Origin of the sequence: Stenotrophomonas sp. 2694 (genome assembly GCF_040548715.1) — a bacterium.
GTDB classification, from domain to species: Bacteria; Pseudomonadota; Gammaproteobacteria; order Xanthomonadales; family Xanthomonadaceae; genus Stenotrophomonas; species Stenotrophomonas indicatrix.
The window spans coordinates 17,259-39,659 of sequence record NZ_JBEPSG010000027.1 but is presented as its reverse complement, the minus strand read 5'-3'; the positions used below and the strand labels follow the sequence as shown (position 1 = coordinate 39,659).

The following is a 22,401-nucleotide window of genomic DNA, read 5'->3' as shown; positions in this document are numbered from 1 at the left end:
CGCCTGTTGGCGCGCGTGAATCGCGGGCATTCATCCACGCATGGCGTGGATCTACTACAGGCCTGACGCCTGGTAGTGCCGGCCGCTGGCCGGCAACCCGACGCACGTGGACGAAGACCTGGTAGTGTCGGCCGCTGGCCGGCAACCCGACGCACGCGGACGAAGACCTGGTAGTGCCGGCCGTTGGCCGGCAACCCGACGCACGTGGACGAAGGTCATGACGCTGCCGGCCAGCGGCCGGCACTACCCCCGCGGCTGCGTCAGGTCGACGTTCTCCACCAGGAAATCAAGGAACGCGCGCACCCGCAGCGGCAGGTAGCCCCCCTGCCCCAGGAACACCGCGTGCACCTCTTCCAGGTCACCCGGGTTGGCGTCCTCCAGCACCGGCAGCAACCGGCCTGCCGCGATGTCGGCCTGCACCTGGAACGCCGCCAGCCGGGCCAGGCCCAGCCCACCCAGCACCAGCTGACGCAGCGCGTCGCCGTTGCTGGCGCGCGCATTCCCGCTCGGCAGCACCCGCAACTGCTGGCCATCCTGCAGCAGCGGCCAGCCCTGCACCGACCGTGCATGGCCGATATCCAACCGGTTGTGCGCCAGCAGCGCGTCGGCATTGGCCGGCAGTCCGTGTCGTGCCGCATAGGCCGGTGCCGCCACGATCATCATCCGCGTTGCACCCAGCCGGCGCGCGACCAGGCTGGAACTCTTCAACGGACCGGCCCGCACCGCTACGTCCGTGCGCTGCTCCAGCAGATCGATCACCTCGTCGGTCAGCGTCAGGTCCACACCGACCTGCGGATGACGCTGCAGGAATTCCGGCAGCAGTGGCAGCAGGAAGTGCTGGCCGAACGGCACGTTGGCATTGACCCGCAGCCGCCCACGCGGCTCGGCGTGGGCGCTGGCGCAGCGTTCGGCCTCTTCCAGATCGGCCAGCACCCGCAGGCCGCGCTCATAGAACGCGCAGCCCTCCGGGGTCAGCTGCAACTGGCGGGTGGAGCGCTGCAGCAGACGCGTGCCCAGCCGTTGTTCCAGCCGCGCAACCAGCTTGCTGACCGCCGACGGTGTCATCTCCAGGCTGCGGGCGGCGGCGGAAAAGCCGCCGGTTTCGATCACCCGTACGAACACTTCCAGTTCGCCGGATCGGTTGATGTCGGTGCGTGCCATGTCAATGAATTCGATTCACAGATGATTGTCCATGCGCAGTCTAGTTCACAGATAACCCTGGACGCACCATGACCGTCCCTCCCACCGGGTCATCCCGATGAATCGCCTGAGCCAACTGACCGCCACCGCCCTGCTTGCCCTGTCCGGCGCCGCCGCCGCGTCACCTGCCCCGCACTGGGTGGCCAGCTGGCAAGCCAGCCCGCAGCCGGTGTGGGGCAGCGATTTCCTGTTTCCTACCCTCATTCCCGGCCAACTGCAGGACCAGACCTTTCGCCAGAGCGCTCGCATCAGTCTGGGCGGGTCGCGCCTGCGGATCCGCCTGAGCAATGCCTACGGCACCCAACCTTTGCGGATCGGCGCTGCCAGCATCGCCGCCCATACCGGGGACACGCCGCAGCCGCTGCGCTTCGACGGCCAGCCCGGGGTCGTGATTGCGCCCGGGCAGGACCGCCTGAGCGATCCGCTCCCCCTTCCCACCGCTGATCGGCAGGCGGTGCAGGTCAGCGTTTACCTGCCCGACCGCACGCCGCTGCAGACCTTCCATTGGGAAGGGCGGCAGACCAGTTGGATTGCGCCGGGCGACCAGCATCAACGGCCCGCGCTGCGGGACGCCAGCAGCACCACGGCCCGCCTGCTCCTGTCGGCTATCGAAATCGAGGCCCCGGCCATCGCGCGCAGCGTGGTGGTGATCGGCGATTCAATCACCGATGGCGCCACCGCCAGCCTCGACCAGGACCAGCGCTGGACCGATCACCTCGCCGCGCGGCTGGCACCAGAAGGTGTAGCGGTGGTCAATGCCGGCATATCCGGCGGTCGCCTGCTGCGCGATGGCATGGGCGAATCGGCCCGCAAGCGTTTCCAGCGTGACGTGCTCGACCAGCCCGGTGTCGCCAGTGTGATCGTACTGATCGGCATCAACGACATCAGCTGGCCAGGCACGGCCTTTGCCCGCGCGCAGGCCCGGCCCAGCCTGGCCGAGCTGCAGGCCGGCTACCGCGACCTGGCCCAGCGCGCCCACGCACGCGGCCTGCGCATCCTCGGCACGACCCTGACCCCGTTTGCCGGCGCCCTGCCCGGCACCCCGTTGGACGACTACTACGCCGCGGACAAGGACGCCCTGCGCCAGCAGCTCAACGCCTGGCTGCGCACGGACAGCCCGTTCGACGCGGTGATCGACCTCGACGCGGCCCTGCGCGATCCGGTCGACCCCTCACGGATGGCGGCTGCCTACGACTCCGGCGACCACCTGCACCCGGGCGATGCGGGGAACCGGGCGATGGCCGAGGCGGTGGATCTGGACGTCCTGATGGGGCCATCCACGCAGGGCGTGGATCTACCGCGACGCTGAGGCCAGACAAACAAAAACCCCGGGCATGCCCGGGGTTTCGTCGCAATCAGCTGGCTGCGGGGCTTACTTGCGCTTCTTGCGCACGTACAGCACCAGCGAGTGCTCTTCCAGCTCGTAGCCGTGATCGGCCGCGATCTTGCGCTGCAGGTCTTCGATCTCAGTGCTTTCGAACTCGATGATCTTGCCGCTGTCCACATCGACCATGTGGTCGTGGTGGCCGCCGCGGTCGAGTTCGTAGACGGCCTGGCCGCCTTCGAAATTGTGCTTGAGCACGAGGCCGGCAGCCTCGAACTGGGTCAGCACCCGGTACACCGTGGCCAGGCCGATCTCGTCGCCATGCTCCAGCAGCTGGCGGTAGATGTCTTCGGCGGTCATGTGGTGCTGGGCATTGCGCTGCTCGAGCAGCGCCAGGATCCGCATCCGCGGATGGGTCACCTTCAGGCCGACTTTACGCAGGTCGTGGGTTTCCATAGGTCTCCGTTCATTGGCGATTTAGCGCCAGCTGCCTCGGATTGGGTCGCGGTGGCACGCCGGGAGTGTATCATCGGATTGATTTCCCCAACCGCCAGTCCCGATGCGCAATCTCCTGTTGGTCGCCGCCGTCGCCTTGTCCACCACCGGGTGCGGCATCATCTACAAGCAACCCATTTACCAGGGCAACCTGATCCGGGAAGATGCCGTTGCCAAACTGCAGGTCGGGCAGAGCAAGCAGCAGGTCACTGCCCTGCTGGGCACCCCGTCGGTGCCGGATCCGTTCCACGCCCAGCGTTGGGACTACACCTCGACCGAGCGCGTGAACCGCCTGGGCCGTACCGACGTGAAGAATTTCGTCGTGTACTTCGAAAATGATGTGGTCACCCGCTGGGAAGGCGATTACTTCCCGGCCAACGACAAGGCCCTTGCCCAGCAGACCGTGCGCCAGTTCGGCCGCAATCTGCCGAAGGACAAGAAGAAGAAGGGCGGCCGCTGAGCCACCCTGCCCGTCCTCCGGACGGGCCTTGGGGATCAACCGCCGCGCGCGCGTCGCCGGCGGTTGTCCTTCGGGTCGGCCTGCAGGCCACGCAGCAGCTCCACGCGATCACCATCCAGCAGCACCTGATGCGGCTGCGCCAGTACGCCATGCACGGCGGCGGCAGGACAGTCGGCACTGCCTTCGAGCCGGGCCGCTGCCACGGCATCAGCCACGGTCGCCCCCTCCTCCAGCTGCAGCCGGCGCGACAGCACCTGGTGTGGCCAGGCCAGCACGACCTCGACCTCGATCATCGTTCAGCCCTCGTCGGCGACGCGGACGAAATCGTTGACCATGCGATCGGCCAATCCCTGGAAGCCGATGGCCAGCGCCGGACCCAGCAGGCGTGAACTCGGCTCGAAGTCCAGGGTGAGGGTGACCTTGCAGGCATCTTCCGCCAGGGCGTGGAATTCCCAGCGGCCGTGCAGTTGCTTGAACGGCCCCTCGCGCAGCTGCATGTCGATGCTGTGCGGGCGTTGCAGGGTGTTTTCGGTCTGGAACCAGGTGCTGAACGAACCCAGGCCCAGGTCCAGGCGAGCGACCAGCCGGTCTTCGCCCTGCTCGAGGATGCGGGCGTCGGAGCACCAGCGGAAGCGGCGCGGATAGGCCTGGACGTCGTTGACCAGATCGAACATGCGCGCGGCCGAATGTTCGACCAGGGCACTGCGGCGGATAGTAGGCATGAATACAGGACGCTTCGGCAATCGACCGGGCGGGCCCGAATCGGAGACAATACGGAAATGAGCAAGAACACCGGCAAGGATAAAGCAAAGAGCGCGACGGCCAACAAGACCATCGCGTTGAACAAGCGTGCCCGTCACGAGTACCACATCGAAGACCGCTTCGAAGCCGGCCTGGCCCTGCAGGGCTGGGAAGTGAAGTCGATCCGCGCTGGCCGCGGCAACATCGTCGACGCCTACGCCTATGTGAAGGACGGCGAGATCTTCCTGATCGGCGCGCAGATCACCCCGCTGATCCAGGCCTCCACCCACGTGGTGGCCAACGACCGGCGCGAGCGCAAGCTGCTGCTGCACCGGAGCGAGATCGACAAGCTGGTTGGCAAGGTCGAGCGTGATGGCTACACGATCGTGCCCACCGCCATGTACTGGAGCAAGAACAAGATCAAGCTGGAAGTGGCGCTGGCCAAGGGCAAGCAGACCCACGACAAGCGCGATGCCGCCAAGGATCGTGACTGGGCGATCGAGAAGCAGCGGGTAATGCGTCGCGGCAACCGCGACGCCTGATGGAGCGCGCCGACGCTGCTGCGGCGGCCAATGCTGAAGACGCGCGCGAGCTGTGCGCGCGGTTGTCTGCGTTCAACCGCGCCAGCAGCGGTATCGACTTCGAAGACGTGCCGGTCCGGCTGGCCTGGCGCGATGAACAAGGTGAACTGCGCGGCGGACTGCTTGCCGATGTCTGCGCAGGCTGGCTGCAGGTGCATGTCCTGTGGGTCGACCCGGAACTTCGCGGGCGTGGCATCGGCCAGCGCCTGTTGGCGGATGCCGAGACCCGGGCCCGTGACGCTGGTGCGTGCGGGGTGATGCTCGACACCTTCGACTGGCAGGCCGAACACTTCTACCTGCGACAGGGCTATGAAGTGTTCGGGCGGCTCCCCGATTGCCCGCCGGGCCACGAGCGGATCTATCTGCGCAAGGTGCTGCCAGGCCTTTAGCCCACGGCACCTCCGTCGGTTTTCGAAGGACTGCGCCAGACTGCCCCAGCGCGGGGCATCGCCCACCGTTACGGGCAACGACTCAACCCGCCAGCATGCCCTGCCCGCGCAGACGCGGTGACAGCGCCGCGTGCATCACCGCCAGGTGCATCACCACCGATAGCTCCGGGGCATGGCGATCATCACCGGCACGCCACTGCTGCGCCAGCCGCGCGGCGTCGACGGGCAGCAGGGCCAGCAACTGGGCGTCGTCCAGCGCGTCGGCGGAGGCCTGCAGCTGCCGCGCCAGTTGCCGCGACTGCCACACGTGCACGGCAATACTGAGACTGGCCAGCGACATCAGGGTCAAGGCCAGGCCATGTTCGAACCACTGTGACAGTACATCCGGACCCCACAGGAGTGCGGCCAGTACCGCCAGGGCCGGCAGCCGCCAGCCCAGCCAATGGAAGCGGCCACGCCGAGGCCAATGCACCACCACCGCACTGGCGATCAGCGCGGCTGCAGCCGTGGCCGGCAACTCGGTTGCCCAGGTTGCAGCCAACAACACCGCCAGCACCGCCCAGACCCAGCCGGGCGGCAGTGCCCGCCGCTGGTAATCGGCCCCTACCGGGCCAACCAGCTGACGCAGGCTGCGCTGTTGCATTGCTTCGGTCACCGGCCGTCTCCGTATCTGTTCTGGCTGGAATGGTCGTAGCCAGTGTGTCGCAAATTCGTGCCCACGACGTTAGCAATCCGCTATGACGGACGCTCTACAACATGTTGCGGATTGGCGTGACGACCGGCCGACGCCTGCCATTCACGCCGCGCGGAGATCCTTGCTGAGGAACACGCGACTGGTCCCCGGTGGATCGCACGGGACCTGGCCGAATACGGTCCAGCCATGCTTCACATAGAAGTCCGGCGCCTGGAAGCTGATGGTGTAGAGCACGGCGGAACGGCAGCCGCGCCGGCGCGCTTCCTCTTCGGCAGCGGCAAGCATCTGCGACCCCAGGCCATTACCCCGCTGTGCGGGCGGCAAGTAGAACAGGTCGATGAACAACAGGCCCAGCGAGGTGCGCCCGCTCAAGCCACCCACCACTTCGCCGCTGGCCGGATCGGTGGCCAGCACGGCCAAGGTGCGTCGATCGGCATGGCCGGCCGCCTGCAGATTGAACTGATCCAAGCCATCAGCAATCAGCTCCAGTGCTTGCGGGCTGGGGGCGTCGGTCACGGCGATTTCGAGCTGCATGCGGTCCATTCCCTGGGCGACTATCGGAACCGCCGATGCTAACAAGCGACCTGCGGAAGCGGGTGACTGTTCAGGTTTTTTGGCGTAGCATGCGCAGCGTTGGGCAGGTACTGACCGTGGCGACACGGAACAGGCCTCGTACCTTGCAGAACTTGAAGAAACCGGGGGTGCATTGGTTTCGACGGGGGTTGTGAAGTCGCCTGGCGCATGCCGAGGGGGTAGCTTTCCTCGTAAATCCAGCTGCAAAACTCTAGTTGCCAACGACGACAACTACGCTCCGGTCGCTCTCGCAGCCTAAAAACTGCGGTGCGTGACCTTCTGCCGACTTAGGCGGAGCCTCGAAACTGCTTGTGTCCATGCTCGCAGCGTAGAGTCATTATCATGGAATCGCGCTGGGCGGCTGCCTGTCAGTCCGGCACAAGAACACAACAGGCTGGTTCCCGGGTGCGCTTTGCACACCGTGCTGCTCGGGGATGAGATTCAACGGTGAGCTAAGCATGTAGTGCTGGGGATGGAGTGCCTTCGGACGGCGGTTCAATTCCGCCCACCTCCACCATTTGTACCGCCCTTCGGGGCACGAAAAGCCAGATCTCCCGTCGATTGGGGTCTGGCTTTTTTGTTGGCCGCATCAGGTCCAGAACCGCTGCCTCGACAAGGAGAAGCACCGTGGCGTTGATGAACAGCTCCGAATGCAACTGCAAGGCACGCAGCGATACGGCGATCTGCCCGACCTGCGATGCAGCTGCCCCACCGGCCTCTCAGCAGCCAATCGACGCTGTCTATGCGGCACCGGTATCGCAATCCCCGCCTACCGCCAGGAACCGTGCCATCTACATCCTGCTCGCCTTGTTCCTGGGCATTTTCGGCGTCCACAACTTCTATGCCGGTTACCACGGACGCGCGGTCTGCCAACTACTGATCACGCTGTTGTTGGGCTGGCTCTTGATCGGCGTGTTGTTCACCGGCCTATGGGCACTGGTGGAAATGATCACAGTGGAAACCGACGCCTCTGGCGTTCAGATGGTGTAATCCCTGGCTACGGAAGGGGCTGCCATGGATCTCGACAGAATCGACGTTGTCTCCTGGCTCGACCAGATCCTGGATCAGGATCCGGCAACCTTCGAAGACGCCTATTGGGGTCTTCGCCCGGCCGTGGCCATTGCGGTGCCCCACCTGCTTGCCCGGCTGCCGGCGGTGGATGATGGTTACTCGCGCGGAAAGCTGCTGGAACTGCTAGGCGAATCAGGCGACAGCACGGTCAGCCCGACCCTGCGGGCTGAGCTGCAGCATCCGTTGGAAGAGGTCCGCCAGTGGGCGCAACTGGCCTTGGATGCCCTTGATCGGGGAATCCCTTGGCAGCCCAGCGAGGGGGCCTAGCCGACAACGCTGCCCTGCCCCACACTTCAGCCTGTCTTCCCGGACTTGGTGCCGGCGCCTCCGCTGCTCCGCGACATACAGAAGGATCTGCAATGAACAAGCCGCTTATCGCCCTGATGCTGGGACTGCTCTTAACAACCGCCGCTGTTGCCGCACCTCCGGCAACCAGCACCACCGCGCTGGAAGCCCTGCTGGCCTGCAAGGCGGGTTCCGATTTCACCGAAGCGCAGGTGGAGCAGGCATTCCATGCCGCCGGCCTGAACCGCGACCCCGGCAGCGTGTTCGAGCCCAAGGGCAAGCCGGTGGCGCTGTTCGGAGGCACCGTAGCCAGCGCGGATGTGAGCATTTCCAAGCCCTACAAGAGCCTGCATGTGTATCTGCAGGGCGTCGATCACCAGCGTTTGGCCCGATCCTGGGGAGTGACGACGGTCAACGACGCGGCCGAGACCGAAGCGCCTTCCTACCTCAAGAAGATTGATGCCACGCACACGCTGCATGTGGGTGCCGGTGACGACTACGAAGGTTATTCGGCTGCGGTGACCTGCCTGATCGAAGGATGATCTGCGGGGAGACCGGCTGACAGGCGGGGTTCGCCGGGCACGGTCCGGCGCTGCCGCAGGCCTGCTTCCGCGTTGACACGCCTGCCGCTAGAGTGGCGCCAGCGCAGGGAGTTCACATGGAAAGAACAGGCATCGGCGTCATCCGCACCACCTTCGTCCTCGTTGCCCTGCTCGCCCTGAGCGGGTGCGCGACGCTGCGTCAGTTCGGCCCATCGGTGCAGGTGGGCACGGTCACGCCAGGACAGTACATCGCGCTCAAGCGCGGTGACATTCTCACCAGCGGCAAGCTCAGCGCGGCCACCATGGAGACCCTGCGCGTGGCTGGCCTGGACGAGGGCGCCTGTGCCAAGCCCGGCCTGCCCTGCATCGAGGCGATGGAGGGCAGCATCGTCGTCCGCGAGGAAGACAAGCGCTCGGCGCTGGCCGAACTGTGGGTGCAGTACGCGATGACGATGCCGGCGCCGAAGCGCGAGTCGGCGTCGGTGGCCCGCAGCAAGGCCGCGACCGCCCCGCCTGACCCGACCTTCCAGCCGCGCCTGGATGCGTGGATGCAGATCGCGCGGCAATCCTATGCATATCTGTTCTTCACCGAACGCACCGCCAACCAGCGTGGCTTCGAAGACCGCCAGACCCAGGTGCGCGACTACTACAACCTGGCTGTGCAGGAATCAGCCGTGCTGCTGTTCGAAGCTTATTCGAGCAAGCAGGTGCGCAACGACAACGGGCGGTTCCAGCTGGGACGCTGGACCTTCGTGCTCGCGCCTGCCGACGATGGCCCGGCAGCGGACACCCGCGAGCCGCTGGAACTGGTACCGGCCGCATCGATGTCCTTCACCGGCACCCTGCGCAGCGTGCATCGCCGCGACGGCTTCGGCGCCGAACTGGTGGCGGTGATGGCAGACCCGGCCAGCACCGGGCTGGCGGCCGCCGCCGCTGGTACCGCAACGACGGCCGAGCGCGACTGGAGCGAGATGCCGTCGCCGTCGATGACCGTGCTGCTGCGTTTTTCCGGCAACAACCTGTGGGAAGTGCTGCACGACGACGAGCCGGAACTGGAGATCCACGACCCGTACCAGGTAGCGGTGGTGGAACTGCACGGCGAGCAGGTGCCACTGGCGGCGAACTTCACCGCCGGGTACGCGCTGTGGCTGGCCCGCTCCAACTTCAGCCGGCAATCGCTGCGTACGCTGTTCGGCGGCAAGGGCGGCATCGACAAGCCGCATCTGTTCATGATGCAGCCGTACGATCCGGACCGCCGCGTGCTGCTGATGATCCATGGCCTGGCCAGCAGCCCGGAGGCGTGGGTCAACGTGGCCAACGAACTGATGCGTGACGATGAGATCCGCGGCGACTTCCAGATCTGGCAGTTCTACTACCCGACCAACATGCCGATCGCCCTCAGCCACGATGAGATCCGGCGGATCCTGCACGAGGCACTGCAGCACTTCGACCCAACCGGCAAGGCGCTGGCATCGCACGACATGGTGGTGGTCGCGCACAGCATGGGCGGGGTGATTTCGCGGCTGATGGTGTCCTCCTCCGGTGACCATCTGGTCGACACCCTGCTGGCGACCGCGCAGATGACCCCGGCGCAGCGCGAACTGCTGCGTACGAAGGGCGCGCCGGTGCTGACATTCCAGCCGGAACCGGAAATCTCGCGGGTGGTGTTCATCGCTACCCCCCATCGCGGCACCGATGTTGCCGGCACGCGCCTGGGGCGCTGGCTCGGCCGCTTCGTGCGCCTGCCGCTGACCGTGCTGGAGGATGTCGCGACGTTGGCAAACGACGGCAAGGTCGAGCGCAACGATGACAAGCACGGCTACCAGATGAACAGCATCCAGAACCTGGACAAGGACGATGCCTTCGTCAAGGCCGTGGCCGATCTGCCGATATCGCCGAAGGTGCGTTACCACTCGATCATCGCGCGCACCCAGGCTGAAGGTCCGCTGGAAAAGACCGACGATGGACTGGTTCCCTACTGGAGCTCGCATCTGCCGAAGGCCGTCTCGGAAAAGGTGATCGTGTCCGGTCACAGCGTGCAGGAAGCCACGCCGGCCATCGTCGAACTCCGCCGCATCCTGCATGAGGACATGGAGGCTCATCCTCTGCCGGCAAAGTAGCGCACGACTTACAGCAACCATGGCCCGTGCTTTCCCGACCGGGCCACCGACAACGAGGCAATGGAATGCATATCTCAACACTGGTCGAGCTGCTCGGCAGCAAGGGCTCGGATGCTCATCTGCAGGCATGGTTCGCGCAGCACGGTATCGGCAAGCCCCCGACCACGATCAGCGCGAACCAGGGGCAGAAATCGGTCAAGGACAAGCTCCACGACATGGAGTTCTACTTTGCCTTCGACATCATCAATGATCGCTTCTATCCGCCCACCGTCGGAGCGCGCGGCAGCCTGCTGAGCCACTTCAAGTCCGCCACCCTGTTCAGTCGCCGGCCCAAGGGCAATCCGCCAAAGCCCGAAGGCTTCTGGGACGGATACGTGCAGCCATCAGCCACGCTCCAGGACTGCCTGGCGTACTTCAACGGCCGTTTGGAAGAATTCGGCGACACCGCCTACTTTGAAAAGCCGCTTACCGGGGACGTCGACATCAAGCTCTGGTTCTGCAAGCGCAGGCAGCGCGTGGACACCATCCAGCTCAATCTGCATGAGGACCGCGAGTTCATCGGCCATCATGATTTCGACCCTGGCAATGAACACAACACCACCCCGCAGGCGGCAACGCTGGTACTGAAGTGGCTGTTCGATCGCCGGCACCTGCGGGTGCCGCAGGCACTCTACGAGGCCGGGTTGGAGGATGATCACCAAGCGATCCTGCGCTTTGCCGAGCAACATCTTGGCAACCACGTCTGGGCAGGCCAGCTTCACGATTCACCTGCGCTGCGCAGCGTGCTGGCCCACACCAGGACCACCCGCCCCCTGCGAGTGGACAACGGCAGCCCGCTGCACCTGTTCGACAAGTGGCTGTACCTGAAGGCAGGCGGAGCATGGGAACGGCATCAGGCCCTCTACAACGACGACACACTGGCGGACTGGAGTGCGAGCGTGGATGCGTTCGAACGCGCGGTGGTGCTTGATGCCGCGCAGCGACAGGCTTTCCTGGCAATGCTGGACGACGCCTACCAGCGGGTTCAGCAAGCGCACCCTGCCTGATCGCATTGGGGGAAATCCCTCATCGTGCGTACGCATCGCTCTGGCTAAGGTGACCACTCTCTTCCGCAGGAGGTCCGCATGAACACGTCAGAACCCAGCCGTCAGCCCAGCCCCGATCCGGCCGAGCGCGATGCGTTTTTCCCGTCGCCGTACTCGCTGTCCCAGTTCACTTCGGCAACCACCGATCTGTCCGGCGCGGACTATCCCGATGCCCGCCGTGACGGACGCTGGAAAGTGCTGATGATCGCCGCCGACGAACGCTATCTGCCGACCGCCAACGGCCACCTGTTCTCGACCGGCAACCATCCGGTGGAGACGCTGCTGCCGATGTATCACCTGCACAAGGCCGGTTTCGGGATCGACGTGGCGACGCTGTCGGGCAACCCGGTGAAGTTTGAATGGTGGGCGTTCCCACGCGAAGACCGCGAGATCGGCGGCCTGTACGAACGCTACGAATCCCGCTTCCGCCAGCCTCTGCACCTGGACGACGTGGCGAGGGCACTCGATGCCGGTTCGGACTACGCCGCGGTGTTCATTCCCGGCGGTCACGGTGCGTTGATCGGCCTGCCGGAAAGCCGCGCGGTGAAGGCCACCCTGCAGTGGGCGGTGGACAATCAACGTCACATCATCACCCTCTGTCACGGCCCTGCCGCGCTGCTGGCGGCCGGCGTGGATGAAGCCGGTGGCGGTTCATTGTTCCGCGGGCATCGGATCTGCGCCTTCCCCGATGCGATGGACCGGCAGACCCCGGATATCGGCTACATGCCTGGTCAACTGCCGTGGTTCTTCGGTGAGCGCCTGGCCCAGCAGGGCGTGCAGATCGTCAACGAGGGCATCGATGGCAGCGTGATGCAGGACCGCCTGCTGTTGACCGGCGACAGCCCGCTGGCGGGCAATGCGCTGGGCAAGCTGGCTGCGCGCACCCTGCTGGATGCGTTGGCCGCACGCTGACCGGCATGGATACCGTCGTGCAGTCATTGCTGGTGCTGGAACGTGCACGTTCGCTGGCAGCCATCGGTACCGTACTGCGCGGCGTCGGCGCGCCGCTGGGTTATGACCGCACGCTGATGTTCGCTACCGGCACCGATCTGGACCGAGGCGCGCAGCGCCTGTACTGGATCGATGGCGATTGGTTCGGCGAGGGCGCCAGCAGTGGCGTGGCGCACTACCTGCATGCGTGCCCGGTCAATCGCCATGTGCTGGACAGCGATGCGCCGTTCTTCTGGAGCAAGCAGCAGGGCGTGCGCGGCGAGCGCTACCAGGTCGTGCGGCAACCGCGCGGCGAAGGACTGCACGGCCTGCAGGTGCCGGTGTTCGGTGCGACTGGCCTGGAAGGGGCAGTCAGCTGGGGAGGACGCACGATCGACGCATCTCCATCGGCACGGTTGCTGCTGGAGCTGATTGGCACCGCCGCCTTCCGTATGGCGCATCGGCTGTCTGTCGCCCCGGCGGTTGTGCCTGCCGGCACCCTCAGCGCCCGCGAGCGTGAGGTCCTGCGCTGGGTTGCCGCTGGTCGTCGCCAGGCCGATATTGCTGCGACTTTGGGGCTGTCCACACGCACGGTGGAAAACCACCTGCGCAGAGCACGCCAGCGGCTCGGCGTGGCGACCACGGCGCAGGCAGTGCGCGCGGCCAGCCGGCGCGGTGAGATCGGGGACTGAGCGCAGGCGCGGCACTTCCGGCTACTGCGGTCGCATGTTAAACAGGCCAGGCGCATGTGCGCGATTGCAGAAAGCAAGGATGATGCTTATGAAACTGCAACTGGCCTCGATGGCCGCATTGGTGTTGGCAATCGGCAGCTTGGCGGCGATGGGAGACGCCCACGCAGACCCCTCGGGCGGTGCCATCTGCGTACCAGTGAAAATGGGCCCCCACTATCACCAGCGGTGCGAGATCCACGACATCGACGAGAACGGAAATCCCTATACCTGGGTGTACTGGATCGACCAGAACGGCCAGTGGTACCTCCCGGCAGACTGAACTGCATTGGACACCGACTACGACTACAAGGAGTGTGATCGATGATGCTGCACAAGAAACTGTTCGCGTGTTCATTCGGTGCCGTGCTGGCGCTTGCCGCGCTGGTGCCTTCGGCACCGGCAAATGCCGCCGAAGAGGTCGGCCTGCAGGAAGAGTGCGTGCCCTTCCGGGCCGGCTTCGGCATCCACCAGCGTTGCACGCTGTACGTGGTCTATGACGATGGCACCCGCGTGGCCAGCGACCACTACAACCGCGACGAGAACGGGATGATGTACGACCCCTGATCGCCCAGTGGCATCAGCCGGGCGGCCGCACGCCGTCCGCCCGGCCCTTGCAGCCGCCCATCCCGGCATACCGCTGCCCTTGCCTTCCATGGCATCCTCCATGAAACCGCTTTCATGGAATGGAGGGATTCCACGATGTTGTCTCGCTTCCGCACGTCCGCGCTCTGCGCACTCCTGGCTTTTGCACTGCCCGCCGCCACCTGGGCAGCATCGCCCGCGCCGTTGAAGGTGATGTCCTTCAACGTACGCACGCCTGCCGACACCGACCCTGGCAAGCGCTGGGAAGACCGCCGCGATGCCATGGTCAAGGTGATCCAGCAGGCGCATCCGGCGGTGATCGGCACCCAGGAGCTGGTGCTGGAGCAGGCCAATTACCTGGCCGAACACCTGCCCGACTATCGCTGGTTCGGCGAAGGCCGCCGCGGTGGCAGTGGCGACGAACACATGGGCGTGTTCTACGACAGCAAGGTGCTGGCGGTGGAAGAGTCAGGCAACTTCTGGCTGTCCGATACGCCCGAGGTCGCAGGCAGCATCAGCTGGGGCAACCTGTTCCCGCGCATGGTCACCTGGGCCGTGTTCCGCCGCCTGGATGATGGCCGTCGCTTCTACTTCATGAACACCCACCTGCCCTACCGCGACGAGGACGAACCGCGCCGGATCAAGGGAGCCGAACTGATTGCCACGCGCGTGGCCGCGCTGCCTTCCGACCTGCCGGTGGTACTGACCGGTGATTTCAACAGCGAGCCCGGCGGCGGCACCTATCAGGCCTTCACCCGGGTGCTTCAGGACACCCGTCGCCAGGTCAAGTCGCCGCAGGGTCCGCGCCTGACCTTCCACAACTTCACAGGAACGGCGACCGCCGAGCTGGACTGGGTGCTGGTACGTGGCTTCCACGCGCGCAGCTTCCTGACCGATGACCGCCGCATCGACGGCGTACTGCCCTCCGACCACTTCCCGCTGGTGGTTGAGCTGGACTGGCCGAAGCACTGAACAATGCAGCGACCCTCGCTACGGCGACGGTCGCTTGCCCAGCAGGCGGTACAGCGCCTGGTGCTGGTCGCGCGCCTGGCAGATGCGTGCGCCGACGGCAAGGAACACCGCAATGCCGACAAGGCCAACACCCAGCATTGAATCGGGCAGGCGCACGAAGCCGATCACCGCGGCCATCGCTGCCAGTACCAGCAACACCACCACGCCGACCGACAGCCCGGCCCCCGGCAGGCCGGGATCACCGAGCAGCGTCCGTTGCGCCGATTGCTTCTGTTCGCCCATGTCCTGTCCTCCCGTGGTTTTCCCCACTAGTTACACGGCGGGCGGCACTTCCGGCAGAGTCAGAAACGTCACAGCGGCGAGAACGTCCACGGCGGCCCACGCGCTACCCTGCCAGCATCCTCGTTGAGCGGAGACAACGCATGACCCATCGCAGCCGACTGGCCGGGTTCATCATCGATTGCCAGGACACACCCGCCGCAGACAGCGCGCGCTTCTGGGCGGCAGCGCTGGGCCTGCAGGCCGAGCCCGCCCGTGCTGAAGGCGACGCAGAGTATGCCGATCTGACGGGCGCGCCGGCGGGATTGAACGTGGAGGTGCAGCGGGTCGATCACCCGTCGCGGGTGCATCTGGATATCGAAAGCGACGACATCGACGCCGAAGCCGAAAGGCTGGAAAAACTCGGTGCCCGCCGGGTCGGTTTCGTCAAACGCTGGTGGGTGATGGAAGCGCCCACCGGTCATCGATTCTGCATCGTGCGCATGCGTGATCACGATGCTCCGGCCAACCACTGGCCATGATGAAAAAAGGGACGGAAGCAGATGCTTCCGTCCCCTGTCGATCAGCGCGCCTGCGCCACGCTCGGCGCCTGCGGTGACTGGCCCCAGCCACCAAGTGCCTTGTACACACCCACGACACTGACATTGACCTCTGATTCGGCGGCCGCCAGTGCATCATCGGCCACCAGCTGCGTGCGCTGCGCGTCCAGCAGGGTCAGGAAGTCCTCCGACCCTTCGCGGTAGCGGATCTGCGCCAGCGATTCGGCACGCCGCGCCGCCTGCGCCTGCTCGACCACGATGGCCAACCGTGCCTGCTGCTTGGAGTAGCGGGTCAACGCGTTTTCGGTGTCTTCCAACGCCAGCAGCACCGCCTGTTCGTACTGCGCGGCCACGCCCTCGGCCTCGGCCTTGCTGGCACGCAGGCGTGCCTTGACCGTACCGAAGTCGAATGCCGCCCAGCTCAACGACGGGGTCAGCGACCAGGCCTTGTTGTTGCCGTTGACCAGGCCACTGGCATCGCCGCCGAGGAAGCCGACGAAACCGGACAGCGACAGCCGCGGGAACAGATCGGCCGTGGCCACGCCGACACGCGCGGTGGCGGCAGCCAGGCGACGCTCGGCCACGCGCACGTCGGCACGCTGGCGCAGCAGTTCGCGGGTATCACCCAGCGGCAGTGCCTTGGCAAACGCCGGCACTTCGTGCGGCGCCAGCATGGCGGTCAATACTTCCGGACGCTGGCCAAGCAGGACAGCCAACCGGTTGCGCGACTGCGTCTCGGCCACTTCCAGCAGCGGGATGTCGGCCTCGATGGCCTTCAACCGTGCGCGGCTGCTCTGCACGTCCAGTTCGCTGCCGGCACCCAGTTCCCAGCGCGCCTCGGTCAGCCGCTGCGTATCGCGCAGGTTGACCAGGGTGCGCTGGGCCACCGCGATGCGCTTCTGGGTGCCACGCAGTTCGAAGTAGTTGCGTGCCACTTCGGCAGCGATCAGCACCTGCGCGTCGGCAAGGTTGGCCTGCTCGGCGTCCAGGTCGGCACGCGCGGCCTCTGCAGCACGGCGCTTGCGGCCGAACAGATCCAGCTCCCAGCCCGCATCGAAGCCGAGCTGGTAGCTTTCACTGAACACCCGCTGCCCACCCAGCTGCGGATCGGGTTGCTTGCGGCGGTCGTAGCTGCCGCCAGCGGTAACGTGTGGCGCCTGGTCGAAGCGGCTCTCGACAAACACGGCACGGGCCTGGCTGACACGGGCGACAGCCACGCGCAGGTCCAGGTTGTCCGACAGCGCGCCGTGCACCAGTTCTTCAAGCACGGGGTCATCGAACTGCGCCCACCAGCTGGCCACCGGCGAGGTGGTGCTGAAGACCGGCTGCTGTGCACCCTGCAGGACGACGGGCTCCTGCACCGGTGCCTTGTAGTTGGGGCCGACGCTGACACAGCCCGCCAGCACCAGGCTGGAGACGGCCATCGCCAGGGTGCGGATCACCATGGCAGCACCTCGCCCAGGTAGGTGAAGCTGCCGCTGGCGCCGGACTCGCCGATCAGCGCCATCTGCACGCTGGAACGCGCGCCCTCGGCGATTTCGATCTCGCCGTTGCCACCGTTCATATCGGTTTTCACGTAGCCGGGGTGCACGGTGTTGACCTTGATCGGCGTACTGCGCAGTTCATGGGCCAGGGCCAGGGTCCAGCTGTTCACCGCGGCCTTGGACGCGTTGTAGGCCGGGATCTTGAAGTCGTAGATGCCCGAGGTCGGATCGGCATGCAGGGTCTGCGAGCCGAGCATGCTGGAGACGTTGACGATGCGGCCGGACTTGGCCTCCTTGATCAGCGGCAGGAAGGCCTGGGTCACCGCCACCAGCGCATACACGTTGGTCTCGAACGTGCGACGCCAGGTGTCCAGCGACTGCTCCGACGGCAGTTGCGCTGGGTTCTCGATCATGATGCCGGCGTTGTTGACCAGGATGTCCAGACGACCGTGGCGCTGACGCACCTGCTCGACCGCCTCGGCGATGCTGGCGCCATCATTGACGTCCAGCTGCAGCGCTTCCACCGGCAGGCCCTCGGCCTGCAGCTTCAACGCCAGTTCCACTGCGGTTTCGCGCTTGCGCCCGGCCAGCAGCGTGTGCACGCCGGCCTGTGCCAGCTGGCGCACGGTTTCCAGGCCGATGCCGCGGGTTGCGCCGGTGACCAGCGCGATCTTGTTCTGATGGGTGTTCATGGATTCGTTGCCTTGGTAGGGGGAAGCGGGCGCCGGTGATTGCCGGCGCCGCTGTTTTCCATGTCAGTGATGGATGGTCGGCTCGCCGTGCTGCACCAGCTGGCCACCACCGTTGCGGGTGACGAACTTGCGCAGTGCCACGTAGAACACCGGGGTCAGGAACAGGCCGAACAGGGTCACGCCCAGCATGCCGGCGAACACCGTGATGCCGGTCACCGAGCGCACTTCGGCGCCAGCGCCATGCGACAGCACCAGCGGCACGGTGCCGGCGATGAAGGCGATGGAGGTCATCACGATCGGGCGCAGACGCAGGCGGCAGGCTTCCAGTGCCGCTTCGACGATGCCCTTGCCGCCCATTTCCAGCTCTCTGGCGAACTCGACGATCAGGATCGCGTTCTTGCACGCCAGGCCCATCAGCACCACCAGGCCGACCTGCACGAACACGTTGTTGTCGCCGCCGGTCATCCACACGCCGAACAGCGCGGACAGCAGGGTCATCGGCACGATCAGGATCACCGCCAGCGGCAGCGACCAGCTTTCGTACAGCGCGGCCAGCACCAGGAACGCCAGCATGATCGCCACCGGGAACACGATGAAGGCCGCCTTGCCCTGGGTCGCCTGCTGGTAGCTCAGGTCGGTCCACTCGGTAGCCATGCCCACCGGCAGCACCTTGGCGGCGATGGCGGTGAGGTTGTTCATCGCTTCGGCCGAGGACAGCACACGCGGGTCGGCTTCACCGGCCAGGTCAGCGGCCGGGTAGCCGTTGAAGCGCAGCACCGGGTCCGGACCGTAGGTTTCCTTGACGGTGACCATCGAGCCGATCGGCACCATCTCGCCACGGTCGTTGCGGGTCCGCAGCTTGCCGATGTCCTCGACGCTGTCACGGAACTGGCCATCGGCCTGTGCGATCACCTGCCAGGTACGTCCGAACTGGTTGAAGTCGTTGACGTAGGCCGAACCCAGGTAGGTCTGCAGCGTGTCGAACAGCTCGGTCAGCTGTACGCCCTGGGCCTTCGCCTTGACACGGTCCACCTCGGCATCCAGCTGCGGCACGTTGGCCTGGTAGCTGGTGATCGGGAAGGCCATGCCCGGGGTCTGCGCAACCGCGCCCTGCATCGACTGCACCGCGTTCTGCAACGCGCCATAGCCGAGGTTGCCACGGTCCTGGATGAACATCTGGTAGCCGTTGCCGTTACCGAGGCCGAGGATCGGCGGCGGCATCATGGCGAAGGCGAATCCTTCCTGCAGGCCTGCGATCTTCTGGTTGATCTCCGCATTGATCTGCGCCGCGGTGCGGCCATGGCGCTCACTGAACGGCTTGAGCGGAATGAACGCAACACCGGTGTTGGGCGTGTTGGTGAACTGCAGGGCATTCAGACCGGGGAACGAGATGGTGTGAGCCACACCGTCGGTTTCCTGGGCGATCTTGGCGACCTTGCGCAGCATTTCATCGGTACGCGCGATCGACGAGCCCTCCGGCAGCTTCACGCCGGCGATCAGGTACAGCTTGTCCTGGGTCGGAATGAAGCCCGGCGGCACCAGCTTGAAGATGAAGCCGGTACCGACCAGCAGCACCGCATACACCACGAACACCGCACCACGACGACCGAGGATCTTCGACACGCCACGCTCGTACTTTTCAGAGCTGGACTTGAAGAAGCGGTTGAACGGACGGAACACCCAGCCGAACAGACGGTCGATGATGCGGGTCGGGGCATCCTTCGGCGCGCCATGCGGCTTGAGCAGGCGGGCCGCCAGGGCCGGCGACAGGGTCAGCGAGTTGATCGCCGAGATCACCGTGGAGATGGCGATGGTGACCGCGAACTGCTTGTAGAACTGACCGGTGACGCCCGACAGGAACGCCATCGGCACGAACACCGCACACAGCACCAGCGCGATGGCGATGATCGGCCCGGACACTTCGCGCATCGCCTGATGCGCAGCGGCCAGCGGGGTCAGGCCTTCTTCGATGTTGCGCTCAACGTTTTCCACCACCACGATCGCGTCATCGACCACGATGCCGATCGCCAGCACCAGGCCGAACAGGCTCAGCGTGTTGATCGAGAAGCCCAGCAGGTACAGCGCGCCGAACGTACCGACGATCGACACCGGCACCGCGATGAGCGGGATGATCGAAGCACGCCAGGTCTGCAGGAACAGGATCACCACCAGCACCACCAGCGCGATGGCTTCCAGCAGGGTGGAGACCACGGCCTTGATCGAGTCGCGCACGAAGATGGTGGTGTCATACACCGCTTCGTACTTCACGTCGGCCGGCATGGTCTTCTGCATCTCATCCATGCTGGCCATCACCGCATCGCGGATCTCCAACGCATTGGCGCCGGGGGCCTGGAAGATACCGATACCCACCGCGTTCTTGCCGTCCAGCTGCGAGCGCAGCGTGTAGTCACCGGCACCCAGTTCGACACGGGCCACGTCCGCCAGCCGCACCACTTCACCGTCGGTGCCGCTCTTGAGCACGATGTCGCCGAACTCCTGCTCGCTGCGCAGGCGGCCCTGGGCATTGATCAGGGTCAGGAACTGGCTGTTGGGCATCGGCTCGGCGCCGAGCTGGCCGGCCGAGACCTGCACGTTCTGCTCGCGCATGGCGCGCACCACATCGCTGGCGGTCAGGCCGCGCGCGGCAACCTTGTCCGGGTCCAGCCAGGCGCGCATGGCATAGTCACCACCGCCGAAGATCTGTGCGTCGCCGACGCCCTGGATACGTGCCAGCGCGTCCTTGACGTGCAGGCGGGCGTAGTTGCGCAGGTACAGGGTGTCGTACTTGCCGTTGGGCGAGGTCAGGTGCACCACCATCAGGAAGGTGGGTGACTGCTTCTGGGTGGTCACGCCTTGCCGGCGCACGTCCTCGGGCAGTCGCGCCTGGGCCTGGGCAACGCGGTTCTGTACCTTCACCGCCGCTTCGTCCGGGTCGGTGCCCGGGCGGAAGGTGATGGTCATCTGCAGCACGCCGTCGGAACCGGCCACCGACTTGAGGTAGATCATGCCCTCAACGCCGTTGATGGCCTCCTCCAGCGGGGTGGCCACGGTTTCAGCGATCACCTTCGGGTTGGCGCCCGGGTAGACCGTGCGTACGACCACCGACGGCGGCACCACTTCGGGGTACTCACCGATGGGCAGCATCGGAATCGAGATCAGGCCTGCGGCGAAGATCACGATCGACAGCACCGCCGCGAAGATCGGCCTGTCGATGAAGAAACGGGAAAAGTCCATGGAAGAATTCCTGGAAAAGGCCGTCGGCGGGCAACAGCCGCCCTGCCCCTCGCCAATCTGGCGAAGGCAGTGACGGCTGCCGCTGGCACCGGCAGCTAAGCGGGGACGCGGATCAGGAGCCGGCGGATCAGTGGTTCAGTGCGGCAGTTGCATCGCGACCCGGCGCCGGCGCAGCGGTGGGCTGCATCGCCACCGCCTTCGCCTGCACCGGCATACCGGGCATGAAGACCTTCTGCACGCCATCGATGATCACCTTGTCACCGGCGGCCAGGCCCTGCTCGACGATGCGCAGGCCTTCGGCGGTGCGGCCGAGGCGGATGTCACGGCGCTGGGCCTTGCCATCCTTGTCGACCACATAGACGTACTTGCGGTCCTGGTCGGTCAGCACGGCCTTGTCGTCGATCAGCATGGCCTGGAACTGGCCGCTGCCGAGCAGCTGCACGCGGGCGAACAGGCCCGGGGTGAACTGGCGATCGGCGTTGTCCAGCAGTGCGCGGACGCGGATGGTGCCGGTGCTGCGGGTCACCTGGTTGTCGAGGAAGTCGACCTTGCCCGAGTGCGGGTAGCCTTCTTCACCGGACAGGCCGATCTTCACCGGCAGCTCGCTGTCGCGCTCGCTCGGGCGCTCGCCCTTGCGTGCCATCTGCGCGTAGCGCAGGAAGGTGCTTTCGTCGGCATCGAAGTACACGAACACCGTATCCAGCGAGACCAGCGTGGTCAGCACGCTGGCGCTGTCGCCGGCGGTCACCAGGTTGCCGGCGGTGACCATCGCCCGGCCGGCACGGCCGTCGATCGGCGCACGCACCTTGGTGAACTCCAGGTTGAGGCGGGCGGCATCCACCGCGGCCTGCGCAGCCTGCACCGCCGCACCGGACTGGTCGGCGGCCGCACGACGCTGTTCGGCGGTCTCGGTGGAAATCGCCTGCTGTTCGGCCAGGCGCTTGGCACGCTCGGACTCGCTGCGGGCCAGCACCGCCTGGGTGCGCGCACGGGCCAGTTCGGCGTTGGCGCGATCGTACTCGGCCTGGTAGCTGCGGGCATCGATGGTGAACAGGACGGCGCCCTTCTTCACTTCTTCGCCTTCAACGTAGTTGACCTTGTCGATGTAGCCAGACACGCGCGGGCGCAGCTCGACGCTCTGCACGGCCTCGACGCGACCGCTGAATTCATCCCACTGGCTGACCTGCTTGAGCAGCACGGGGGCAGCTGAGACCTGCGGCGGGGGCGGCGCGCCGGCTTCTTCGGCATGGCCACCGCTGCAGGCCGCCAGGACGGCGGCAGCGAGGATCGACACGCCAGCCATCGCGATGCGATGACCGAAACGATGTGGAGTGGTATTGGGGGAAGTCATGGCATGCATCCGTACGGAGGGGTGGTACAGCTATTTGAGAATTGCTA

General features: G+C 65.8%; 26 protein-coding genes and 1 other RNA gene. 16 read left to right on the top strand and 11 right to left on the bottom strand.

Annotated features, from left to right (window positions below; translation table 11 throughout):
- Positions 1-243: 243 nt before the first annotated feature.
- Positions 244-1,161, bottom strand: coding sequence for a LysR family transcriptional regulator (locus ABIA73_RS19950; protein WP_033830868.1), 918 nt, complete (start codon positions 1,159-1,161; stop codon positions 244-246).
- Between the two features lie 97 nt (positions 1,162-1,258).
- Between ABIA73_RS19950 and ABIA73_RS19945 the strand changes: the two genes are divergently transcribed.
- A complete protein-coding gene (locus tag ABIA73_RS19945) occupies positions 1,259-2,509 on the top strand; it encodes an SGNH/GDSL hydrolase family protein (protein WP_354276200.1) in 1,251 nt (416 codons plus the stop codon).
- A 63-nt stretch (positions 2,510-2,572) separates the two neighbouring features.
- On the opposite strand, the gene fur is transcribed toward ABIA73_RS19945, so the two are convergent.
- Positions 2,573-2,980, bottom strand: coding sequence for a ferric iron uptake transcriptional regulator (fur, locus tag ABIA73_RS19940; protein WP_025878865.1), 408 nt, complete (start codon positions 2,978-2,980; stop codon positions 2,573-2,575).
- A 103-nt stretch (positions 2,981-3,083) separates the two neighbouring features.
- Here fur and ABIA73_RS19935 point away from each other — a divergent pair, with 103 nt between their 5' ends.
- Positions 3,084-3,479 carry an outer membrane protein assembly factor BamE gene (locus tag ABIA73_RS19935; protein WP_032977650.1) on the top strand — a complete coding sequence of 132 codons (396 nt, stop codon included), beginning with the start codon at positions 3,084-3,086 and terminating at the stop codon, positions 3,477-3,479.
- Between the two features lie 35 nt (positions 3,480-3,514).
- On the opposite strand, the gene ABIA73_RS19930 is transcribed toward ABIA73_RS19935, so the two are convergent.
- Both ABIA73_RS19930 and ABIA73_RS19925 read right to left on the bottom strand, forming a co-directional pair.
- A complete protein-coding gene (locus ABIA73_RS19930; RefSeq protein ID WP_032977653.1) occupies positions 3,515-3,772 on the bottom strand; it encodes an RnfH family protein in 258 nt (85 codons plus the stop codon).
- A 3-nt stretch (positions 3,773-3,775) separates the two neighbouring features.
- On the bottom strand, positions 3,776-4,201 hold the full coding sequence (locus ABIA73_RS19925) for a type II toxin-antitoxin system RatA family toxin (protein WP_025878862.1): 426 nt from the start codon (positions 4,199-4,201) through the stop codon (positions 3,776-3,778).
- Between the two features lie 57 nt (positions 4,202-4,258).
- On the opposite strand from ABIA73_RS19925, the gene smpB reads away from it, so the two are divergent.
- Both smpB and ABIA73_RS19915 read left to right on the top strand, forming a co-directional pair.
- On the top strand, positions 4,259-4,762 hold the full coding sequence (gene smpB, locus ABIA73_RS19920) for an SsrA-binding protein SmpB (protein WP_025878861.1): 504 nt from the start codon (positions 4,259-4,261) through the stop codon (positions 4,760-4,762).
- Complete coding sequence (locus ABIA73_RS19915; RefSeq protein ID WP_025878860.1) at positions 4,762-5,190, top strand: GNAT family N-acetyltransferase; 429 nt, start codon at positions 4,762-4,764, stop codon at positions 5,188-5,190. Before smpB ends, ABIA73_RS19915 begins: the two co-directional genes overlap by 1 nt.
- A gap of 82 nt (positions 5,191-5,272) precedes the next feature.
- Here ABIA73_RS19915 and ABIA73_RS19910 read toward each other — a convergent pair whose 3' ends face one another.
- Complete coding sequence (locus ABIA73_RS19910) at positions 5,273-5,845, bottom strand: hypothetical protein (RefSeq protein ID WP_301866486.1); 573 nt, start codon at positions 5,843-5,845, stop codon at positions 5,273-5,275.
- 141 nt (positions 5,846-5,986) lie between these two features.
- Positions 5,987-6,418 (bottom strand): GNAT family N-acetyltransferase, encoded by a 432-nt coding sequence (locus ABIA73_RS19905; RefSeq protein ID WP_025878858.1) that lies wholly within the window; start codon positions 6,416-6,418, stop codon positions 5,987-5,989.
- 163 nt (positions 6,419-6,581) lie between these two features.
- Between ABIA73_RS19905 and ssrA the strand changes: the two genes are divergently transcribed.
- From ssrA to ABIA73_RS19850, 11 genes are all read left to right on the top strand, one after another.
- Positions 6,582-6,974, top strand: a transfer-messenger RNA (tmRNA) gene (ssrA, locus tag ABIA73_RS19900).
- 119 nt (positions 6,975-7,093) lie between these two features.
- Positions 7,094-7,447 (top strand): TM2 domain-containing protein, encoded by a 354-nt coding sequence (locus ABIA73_RS19895; RefSeq protein WP_227417087.1) that lies wholly within the window; start codon positions 7,094-7,096, stop codon positions 7,445-7,447.
- A 24-nt stretch (positions 7,448-7,471) separates the two neighbouring features.
- Complete coding sequence (locus ABIA73_RS19890) at positions 7,472-7,795, top strand: HEAT repeat domain-containing protein (RefSeq protein WP_140227143.1); 324 nt, start codon at positions 7,472-7,474, stop codon at positions 7,793-7,795.
- Between the two features lie 92 nt (positions 7,796-7,887).
- The gene (locus ABIA73_RS19885; RefSeq protein ID WP_227417074.1) at positions 7,888-8,355 is read left to right on the top strand and encodes a hypothetical protein; all 468 of its coding nucleotides are present in this window, start codon (positions 7,888-7,890) and stop codon (positions 8,353-8,355) included.
- Positions 8,356-8,471: 116 nt separating this feature from the next.
- Positions 8,472-10,475 (top strand): esterase/lipase family protein, encoded by a 2,004-nt coding sequence (locus tag ABIA73_RS19880; RefSeq protein WP_099842291.1) that lies wholly within the window; start codon positions 8,472-8,474, stop codon positions 10,473-10,475.
- 65 nt (positions 10,476-10,540) lie between these two features.
- Complete coding sequence (locus tag ABIA73_RS19875; protein WP_354276199.1) at positions 10,541-11,521, top strand: hypothetical protein; 981 nt, start codon at positions 10,541-10,543, stop codon at positions 11,519-11,521.
- 78 nt (positions 11,522-11,599) lie between these two features.
- Positions 11,600-12,472 carry a glyoxalase III HchA gene (gene hchA / locus ABIA73_RS19870; RefSeq protein WP_025878852.1) on the top strand — a complete coding sequence of 291 codons (873 nt, stop codon included), beginning with the start codon at positions 11,600-11,602 and terminating at the stop codon, positions 12,470-12,472.
- A gap of 5 nt (positions 12,473-12,477) precedes the next feature.
- The gene (locus tag ABIA73_RS19865; protein WP_025878851.1) at positions 12,478-13,182 is read left to right on the top strand and encodes a PA1136 family autoinducer-binding transcriptional regulator; all 705 of its coding nucleotides are present in this window, start codon (positions 12,478-12,480) and stop codon (positions 13,180-13,182) included.
- 88 nt (positions 13,183-13,270) lie between these two features.
- Positions 13,271-13,501: a hypothetical protein gene (locus ABIA73_RS19860; RefSeq protein WP_025878850.1), complete on the top strand. Its 231-nt coding sequence runs from the start codon at positions 13,271-13,273 to the stop codon at positions 13,499-13,501.
- Between the two features lie 44 nt (positions 13,502-13,545).
- Positions 13,546-13,785, top strand: coding sequence for a hypothetical protein (locus ABIA73_RS19855; RefSeq protein ID WP_223485122.1), 240 nt, complete (start codon positions 13,546-13,548; stop codon positions 13,783-13,785).
- Between the two features lie 135 nt (positions 13,786-13,920).
- Complete coding sequence (locus ABIA73_RS19850; protein WP_033830850.1) at positions 13,921-14,775, top strand: endonuclease/exonuclease/phosphatase family protein; 855 nt, start codon at positions 13,921-13,923, stop codon at positions 14,773-14,775.
- 18 nt (positions 14,776-14,793) lie between these two features.
- Here ABIA73_RS19850 and ABIA73_RS19845 read toward each other — a convergent pair whose 3' ends face one another.
- Positions 14,794-15,057, bottom strand: coding sequence for a hypothetical protein (locus ABIA73_RS19845; RefSeq protein WP_025878847.1), 264 nt, complete (start codon positions 15,055-15,057; stop codon positions 14,794-14,796).
- Positions 15,058-15,197: 140 nt separating this feature from the next.
- Here ABIA73_RS19845 and ABIA73_RS19840 point away from each other — a divergent pair, with 140 nt between their 5' ends.
- Complete coding sequence (locus ABIA73_RS19840) at positions 15,198-15,575, top strand: VOC family protein (protein ID WP_033830848.1); 378 nt, start codon at positions 15,198-15,200, stop codon at positions 15,573-15,575.
- A gap of 41 nt (positions 15,576-15,616) precedes the next feature.
- Here ABIA73_RS19840 and ABIA73_RS19835 read toward each other — a convergent pair whose 3' ends face one another.
- The 4 genes from ABIA73_RS19835 to ABIA73_RS19820 form a co-directional block, all read right to left on the bottom strand.
- Entirely contained in the window at positions 15,617-17,038 is a 1,422-nt protein-coding gene (locus tag ABIA73_RS19835; protein ID WP_025878845.1) for an efflux transporter outer membrane subunit, read from the bottom strand.
- Positions 17,032-17,769 (bottom strand): SDR family oxidoreductase, encoded by a 738-nt coding sequence (locus ABIA73_RS19830; RefSeq protein WP_354276198.1) that lies wholly within the window; start codon positions 17,767-17,769, stop codon positions 17,032-17,034. The genes ABIA73_RS19835 and ABIA73_RS19830 overlap by 7 nt, the downstream gene beginning before the upstream one ends.
- Positions 17,770-17,832: 63 nt before the next feature.
- The gene (locus ABIA73_RS19825; protein ID WP_025878843.1) at positions 17,833-21,003 is read right to left on the bottom strand and encodes an efflux RND transporter permease subunit; all 3,171 of its coding nucleotides are present in this window, start codon (positions 21,001-21,003) and stop codon (positions 17,833-17,835) included.
- Between the two features lie 127 nt (positions 21,004-21,130).
- Entirely contained in the window at positions 21,131-22,354 is a 1,224-nt protein-coding gene (locus ABIA73_RS19820; RefSeq protein WP_025878842.1) for an efflux RND transporter periplasmic adaptor subunit, read from the bottom strand.
- Positions 22,355-22,401: the final 47 nt, after the last annotated feature.

Bases quoted from the DNA above. Each gene is read 5' to 3' on its own strand.
- ABIA73_RS19925 (WP_025878862.1), bottom strand. From the start codon at position 4,201: ATGCCTACTATCCGCCGCAGTGCCCTGGTCGAACATTCGGCCGCGCGC.
- ABIA73_RS19850 (WP_033830850.1), top strand. From the start codon at position 13,921: ATGTTGTCTCGCTTCCGCACGTCCGCGCTCTGCGCACTCCTGGCTTTT.
- hchA (WP_025878852.1), top strand. From the start codon at position 11,600: ATGAACACGTCAGAACCCAGCCGTCAGCCCAGCCCCGATCCGGCCGAG.
- ABIA73_RS19945 (WP_354276200.1), top strand. From the start codon at position 1,259: ATGAATCGCCTGAGCCAACTGACCGCCACCGCCCTGCTTGCCCTGTCC.
- ABIA73_RS19840 (WP_033830848.1), top strand. From the start codon at position 15,198: ATGACCCATCGCAGCCGACTGGCCGGGTTCATCATCGATTGCCAGGAC.
- ABIA73_RS19905 (WP_025878858.1), bottom strand. From the start codon at position 6,418: ATGCAGCTCGAAATCGCCGTGACCGACGCCCCCAGCCCGCAAGCACTG.
- smpB (WP_025878861.1), top strand. From the start codon at position 4,259: ATGAGCAAGAACACCGGCAAGGATAAAGCAAAGAGCGCGACGGCCAAC.
- ABIA73_RS19825 (WP_025878843.1), bottom strand. From the start codon at position 21,003: ATGGACTTTTCCCGTTTCTTCATCGACAGGCCGATCTTCGCGGCGGTG.
- ABIA73_RS19855 (WP_223485122.1), top strand. From the start codon at position 13,546: ATGCTGCACAAGAAACTGTTCGCGTGTTCATTCGGTGCCGTGCTGGCG.
- ABIA73_RS19835 (WP_025878845.1), bottom strand. From the start codon at position 17,038: ATGGTGATCCGCACCCTGGCGATGGCCGTCTCCAGCCTGGTGCTGGCG.
- ABIA73_RS19950 (WP_033830868.1), bottom strand. From the start codon at position 1,161: ATGGCACGCACCGACATCAACCGATCCGGCGAACTGGAAGTGTTCGTA.
- ABIA73_RS19935 (WP_032977650.1), top strand. From the start codon at position 3,084: ATGCGCAATCTCCTGTTGGTCGCCGCCGTCGCCTTGTCCACCACCGGG.
- ABIA73_RS19845 (WP_025878847.1), bottom strand. From the start codon at position 15,057: ATGGGCGAACAGAAGCAATCGGCGCAACGGACGCTGCTCGGTGATCCC.
- ABIA73_RS19930 (WP_032977653.1), bottom strand. From the start codon at position 3,772: ATGATCGAGGTCGAGGTCGTGCTGGCCTGGCCACACCAGGTGCTGTCG.
- ABIA73_RS19880 (WP_099842291.1), top strand. From the start codon at position 8,472: ATGGAAAGAACAGGCATCGGCGTCATCCGCACCACCTTCGTCCTCGTT.
- ABIA73_RS19885 (WP_227417074.1), top strand. From the start codon at position 7,888: ATGAACAAGCCGCTTATCGCCCTGATGCTGGGACTGCTCTTAACAACC.
- ABIA73_RS19915 (WP_025878860.1), top strand. From the start codon at position 4,762: ATGGAGCGCGCCGACGCTGCTGCGGCGGCCAATGCTGAAGACGCGCGC.
- ABIA73_RS19890 (WP_140227143.1), top strand. From the start codon at position 7,472: ATGGATCTCGACAGAATCGACGTTGTCTCCTGGCTCGACCAGATCCTG.
- ABIA73_RS19865 (WP_025878851.1), top strand. From the start codon at position 12,478: ATGGATACCGTCGTGCAGTCATTGCTGGTGCTGGAACGTGCACGTTCG.
- ABIA73_RS19830 (WP_354276198.1), bottom strand. From the start codon at position 17,769: ATGAACACCCATCAGAACAAGATCGCGCTGGTCACCGGCGCAACCCGC.
- ABIA73_RS19860 (WP_025878850.1), top strand. From the start codon at position 13,271: ATGAAACTGCAACTGGCCTCGATGGCCGCATTGGTGTTGGCAATCGGC.
- fur (WP_025878865.1), bottom strand. From the start codon at position 2,980: ATGGAAACCCACGACCTGCGTAAAGTCGGCCTGAAGGTGACCCATCCG.
- ABIA73_RS19820 (WP_025878842.1), bottom strand. From the start codon at position 22,354: ATGACTTCCCCCAATACCACTCCACATCGTTTCGGTCATCGCATCGCG.
- ABIA73_RS19895 (WP_227417087.1), top strand. From the start codon at position 7,094: ATGAACAGCTCCGAATGCAACTGCAAGGCACGCAGCGATACGGCGATC.
- ABIA73_RS19875 (WP_354276199.1), top strand. From the start codon at position 10,541: ATGCATATCTCAACACTGGTCGAGCTGCTCGGCAGCAAGGGCTCGGAT.